Annotated in this window: 5 protein-coding genes; 3 read left to right on the top strand and 2 right to left on the bottom strand. The window is 57.0% G+C overall.

The features are described 5' to 3' along the window. Positions 1 to 747, bottom strand: a 747-nt coding sequence (locus CI807_RS28980; RefSeq protein WP_177409609.1) for a cbb3-type cytochrome c oxidase subunit I, incomplete at its 3' end; no start/stop codon positions are given. Between the two features lie 79 nt (positions 748 to 826). Here CI807_RS28980 and CI807_RS28975 point away from each other — a divergent pair. Beyond that, positions 827 to 1513 (top strand): alpha/beta family hydrolase, encoded by a 687-nt coding sequence (locus CI807_RS28975; protein WP_095017202.1) that lies wholly within the window; start codon positions 827 to 829, stop codon positions 1511 to 1513. A gap of 111 nt (positions 1514 to 1624) precedes the next feature. Here the strand turns inward: CI807_RS28975 and CI807_RS28970 are convergent, their stop codons facing one another. Continuing rightward, on the bottom strand, positions 1625 to 3190 hold the full coding sequence (locus CI807_RS28970; protein WP_095017201.1) for a PAS domain-containing methyl-accepting chemotaxis protein: 1566 nt from the start codon (positions 3188 to 3190) through the stop codon (positions 1625 to 1627). Between the two features lie 534 nt (positions 3191 to 3724). Between CI807_RS28970 and CI807_RS28965 the strand changes: the two genes are divergently transcribed. Both CI807_RS28965 and CI807_RS28960 read left to right on the top strand, forming a co-directional pair. Then, a complete protein-coding gene (locus CI807_RS28965; RefSeq protein WP_095017200.1) occupies positions 3725 to 4579 on the top strand; it encodes an SDR family oxidoreductase in 855 nt (284 codons plus the stop codon). A gap of 17 nt (positions 4580 to 4596) precedes the next feature. Then, on the top strand, positions 4597 to 4845 hold the full coding sequence (locus tag CI807_RS28960; protein WP_371857990.1) for a polysaccharide biosynthesis protein: 249 nt from the start codon (positions 4597 to 4599) through the stop codon (positions 4843 to 4845). The last annotated feature ends 15 nt before the right edge of the window (positions 4846 to 4860 follow it).

The raw sequence follows: 4860 nt of genomic DNA, 5'->3' as shown, positions 1-4860 counted from the left end.
AGTGATCAGCGCCCAGAAGTGCACGATGGACAAGCGATACGAATACACCGGACGTTCGGCTTGCTTGGGCACGAAGTAGTACATCATCCCCAGGAAGCCCGCGGTGAGGAAAAAGCCTACCGCGTTATGTCCATACCACCACTGCACCATGGCATCCGTCGCACCGCCGTAAAGGGAGTAGGACTTGGTCAGGCTGACCGGGATTTCCAGGTTGTTGACGATATGCAGGATGGCCACGGTGATGATGAATGCACCGAAGAACCAGTTACCGACGTAGATGTGCTTGGTGTTGCGCTTCATCACCGTGCCGAAGAACACGATGGCGTAGGCCACCCAGACGATGGTGATGAGGATGTCGATCGGCCATTCCAGCTCGGCGTACTCCTTGGAACTGGTGTAGCCCAGTGGCAAGGAGATCGCGGCCAGCAGGATGACCAACTGCCAGCCCCAGAAGCAGAACGCGGCGATCTTCGGCGCGAACAGCTGTGTCTGGCAGGTGCGTTGCACCGAGTAGAAGGAGCTGGCGAACAAGGCGCAGCCACCGAAGGCGAAGATCACCGCGTTGGTGTGCAACGGGCGCAGGCGGCCGAAGCTGGTCCACGGCAAGTCGAAGTTGAGTGCAGGCCAGACCAATTGGGCGGCGAGAAAAACCCCGAGCCCCATGCCGACGATGCCCCACACCACCGTCATAATGGCGAATTGGCGGACCACCTTGTAGTTATAGGCGGTACTTAATGTAGTGTTCATGGTTCCCCATCCACGGTTCAACCCAAGCAAATGCGGCACTTGGGCTGGAGTTATAGGCAGACTAAAAAGCGAGGCAAGCATGGGCAAAGAGCACAAGGCCAGTATTGACGGGGATCAATGGGCGCAGTGTGTGCGGGAACGCGGCTGGTTGTGGGATGTCGCGTCGGGCGAGGCTGCGGGCAAACCGGTCACCCTGATCCTGGCCCACGGCGCCGGTGCGCCAATGGACTCCGGGTTTATGAATGACATGGCTGCACGCCTTGCCGGGCATGGCGTCAACGTGTTGCGCTTCGAGTTTGCGTACATGGCCCAGCGTCGGGTGGACGGCGGTAAACGTCCGCCGAATCCGGCGCCCAAACTGCTCGAAGCGTGGCGTGAGGTGCATGCCGAGGTGCGACGTCATGTCGCTGGGACGCTGGCCATCGGCGGCAAGTCCATGGGCGGGCGGATGGCCAGTTTGTTGGCCGATGAATTAGGCGCGGATGGGCTGGTGTGCCTGGGGTATCCGTTCTATGCGGTGGGCAAGCCGGAGAAACCACGGGTCGAGCACCTGGCCGGGCTGAAAACGCCGACGTTGATCGTGCAGGGCGAGCGCGATGCGCTGGGCAATCGGGCGGCGGTGGAGGGGTATGCGTTGTCACCAAGCATCGAAGTGATGTGGCTCGTGGCGGGGGATCATGACTTGAAGCCGTTGAAGGCTTCGGGTTTTAGTCATGAGCAGCATCTAGAGGCTGCGTCGGTGAAGGTGGCAGCATTTTTGAATTGACCTTGTAGGAGCGAGCTTGCTCGCGAAAAAACCGAGAACACTGCGGGCGTCCAGAATGCCCGCGTTATCGTTGGCGATTTTCGCGAGCAAGCTCGCTCCTACAGGTAAGGGCTACCGGTTAAAACGCTCGACCAGGGAGTACTGGGTATTGGCTGTGTGAGTCAATTCTTCACTCAACTGTGCCGAGTTCAATGCCTGCTCCGACGTCTGATCCGCCAGCAACGCAATGGTGCTGATGTTGCGGCTGATCTCTTCGGCCACCGAGCTTTGCTCTTCAGTTGCCGCCGCGATCTGCGTGGTCATGTCGGTGATATGCGCCACCGCCTCACTGATGCCCACCAACGCCTGATCCGCCTCCATCACCCGCGCCACGCCTTCTTCAGCCTGGCGGTGCCCGGAGTCCATGGTTTGCACGGCGGCGCTGGCGGTTTGCTGCAGCTTGGCGATCAAGGCATGAATTTGCCCGGTCGATTCAGCCGTGCGTTGCGCCAGTTGACGGACTTCGTCCGCCACCACCGCAAAGCCACGACCCATCTCGCCGGCGCGTGCCGCCTCAATGGCCGCGTTCAGTGCCAGCAGGTTGGTCTGGTCGGCAATGCCTTTGATCACGTCGACGACGCCGCCGATCTCATCACTGTCCTTGGCCAACTGGGTCACGGTCACGCCAGTCTCACCCACGGCTACGGACAAGCGCTGAATCGCCTCGCGGGTTTCCCCGGCGATATCGCGGCCGCGACCGGTCAGGCGGTTAGCCTCCTGGGTCGCATCGGCGGTGCGCTGCACATGGCTGGCGACTTCCTGGGTGGTGGCAGCCATCTGGTTGACGGCGGTCGCCACCTGCTCAGTCTCGACGCGCTGGCGTTCCAGGCCACTGGAGCTGTTATGCGCCAGGGTGTTGGATTGTGCGGCCTGGTCGTTGAGGTGTTCGGCAGTGTCCTGCAAGCGAGTAAGACAGGTCTTCAGACGTGCTTCCTGGCTGAGGATCGACATCTCCAACCGCGCTTGAGCACCACGGCTGTCGGTGTACATCTGCGCGATCAACGGGTCGGAAGTGGTCTGCTCGGCCAAACGCAGCAGGCGCTTGAGGCCGCGCTGTTGCCAACTCAGGCCCAGCAGGCCGAGCGGCACCGACAACCCCGCCGCCAGGGCAAAGCCCCAGTGGGAGTTGAGGGACGCGCCGATCATGAAGCTCAACTGGCTCACCAGGATAAACGGCAGCCAGTCCTGCAACACGGGCAGCCACTTGTCCCGCTGAGGGATCGCCGACTTGCCCTGGTTGATGCGGTGGTAGAGCGCTTCGGCCCGGCGGATCTGCTCGGCGGTGGGCTTGATGCGCACCGATTCGTAGCCGACCACCTGGTTGCCTTCGAAAACCGGCGTTACATAGGCGTTGACCCAGTAATGATCGCCGGTCTTGCAGCGGTTCTTGACGATGCCCATCCATGGCAAGCCTTGTTTGAGCGTGGACCACATGTGCGCGAACACCGCCGCCGGAACATCCGGGTGACGGACCAGATTGTGCGGGGCACGCACCAGTTCGTCGCGGGAGAACCCACTGATCTCGACGAAGGCGTCGTTGCAGTAGGTGATCACGCCTTTGGCATCTGTGGTGGAGATCAACCGTTGCTGAGCGGGGAAGGTACGTTCGCGCTGGGTAACGGGTTGGTTATTACGCATGGTTGTTCAATCCGCAAGGCTTTCAGGGGGTATCGGCAGGAACGGTGGTTTATTTAGCTTATTTTTGTAATGCTCGTACCGTATTTAACTGATTTGCCCCTTTGCGAGTGGCGCGATTGCGACCTTGTCGTGTGAAAGGCGTTTGCCACGAAAATACCTTTTCTCATAAAGAGTGATGGCTCAACGCTATTGTGCATATCGACGCATGGCCGCGTTTTTGTTGTTTTAGAGTTCTATTATTGCAATTTTGCCTCTAATATTGCTGGCTCAGCGTCATACGTAAAATCAAACATGCCTGCCCAGCGGGCGTAGCGATGAATTTAGAGTCTCCTGGCCCGATGATCGGCTCTCGTGACGCCTGCGAAGGGGATGAGCTGAAAACATTTGGTGGGCAACGTGCGAACGGGGTCCCGCCCGCGTTGTCCGTTGTGAGTGATGTTTTTGGCAGCGCCCTTCGAAGGCTTCAACTGACGGTGTGTGTTTACGTTAGAAAGTAAGCGGCTTTGTAGTGCCAAGGAAGTGGAGATTGAAGCAATGAGAGTTATGGTTTTGGGAGTTTCTGGGATGCTGGGTAACGCGGTTTACCGCGTGCTATCTGCCAATCCTGAATTGAGTGTTTTTGGTACCGCTCGAAGCGAGAGTGCTCGTAGCCACTTCTCACCGGCGTTGACGGAGAAGCTAGTCTTCAATGTTGATGTTGAAAGCCAGGATTCACTTATAAAGGCTTTCGGCAGTATTCATCCGGATATCGTCATCAACTGTGTAGGCCTGGTCAAGCAGCTTGCTGATGCAAATGATCCTCTCTTGGCGGTGCCAATTAACACATTGCTGCCACATCGATTGGCCGCTTTGTGCAAGGCTGTCAACGCACGCTTGGTACATGTAAGTACGGACTGTGTCTTCTCGGGGACCAAGGGAGGCTACCACGAGTCAGATTTTCCAGACGCCTATGACTTATATGGGCGATCGAAGTTTTTAGGCGAGGTTGATTATCCCCACGCAATTACATTGCGCACTTCGATCATTGGTAAAGAATTATCGGGTCAGCGTAGCCTTGTCGGATGGTTTCTCGCGCAAGAGGGCCAGGTCAAGGGCTTTACCCGAGCGATCTTTTCCGGTTTGCCGACGATGGAACTCGCCAGAGTAATTAATGAACATGTGCTGCCTCATCCTGAGCTGCACGGCCTTTATCATGTTTCCGCGCAACCGATCAATAAGTATGACCTGTTGAGGCTCATTGCCGACGTGTACGGTAAATCCATCGATATCGTACCGTCAGATGAGCTTTCTATCGACCGCTCGCTGGACTCAAGCAGGTTCCGAGCAGCAACAGGTTACGTGCCTCCCGATTGGCCGGCGCTGGTCAAATACATGCATGAGTTCAATTAATTTTCAGGTGTACGGCGATGTTCGATAATAAAGTTTTAATGATTACTGGCGGTACTGGCTCATTTGGTAATGCTGTTTTGAATCGTTTTCTCAAGACGGATGTGAAGGAAATTCGCATTTTCAGTCGCGATGAAAAGAAACAGGAAGACATGCGGATAGCGTTAAACAACCCAAAACTCAAGTTTTATATCGGTGATGTGCGCAACTACGACAGCATTCGCGATGCGATGAAAGGCGTAGATTATGTGGGCGGTTGCAGGAGCTGAGTGCAACACGGTCAT

The organism is Pseudomonas sp. NS1(2017), assembly GCF_002269425.1.
Taxonomy (GTDB): Bacteria; Pseudomonadota; Gammaproteobacteria; order Pseudomonadales; family Pseudomonadaceae; genus Aquipseudomonas; species Aquipseudomonas reactans.
Note: the sequence above shows the minus strand (reverse complement) of the source record. Positions and strands in the feature narration are given on the sequence as shown.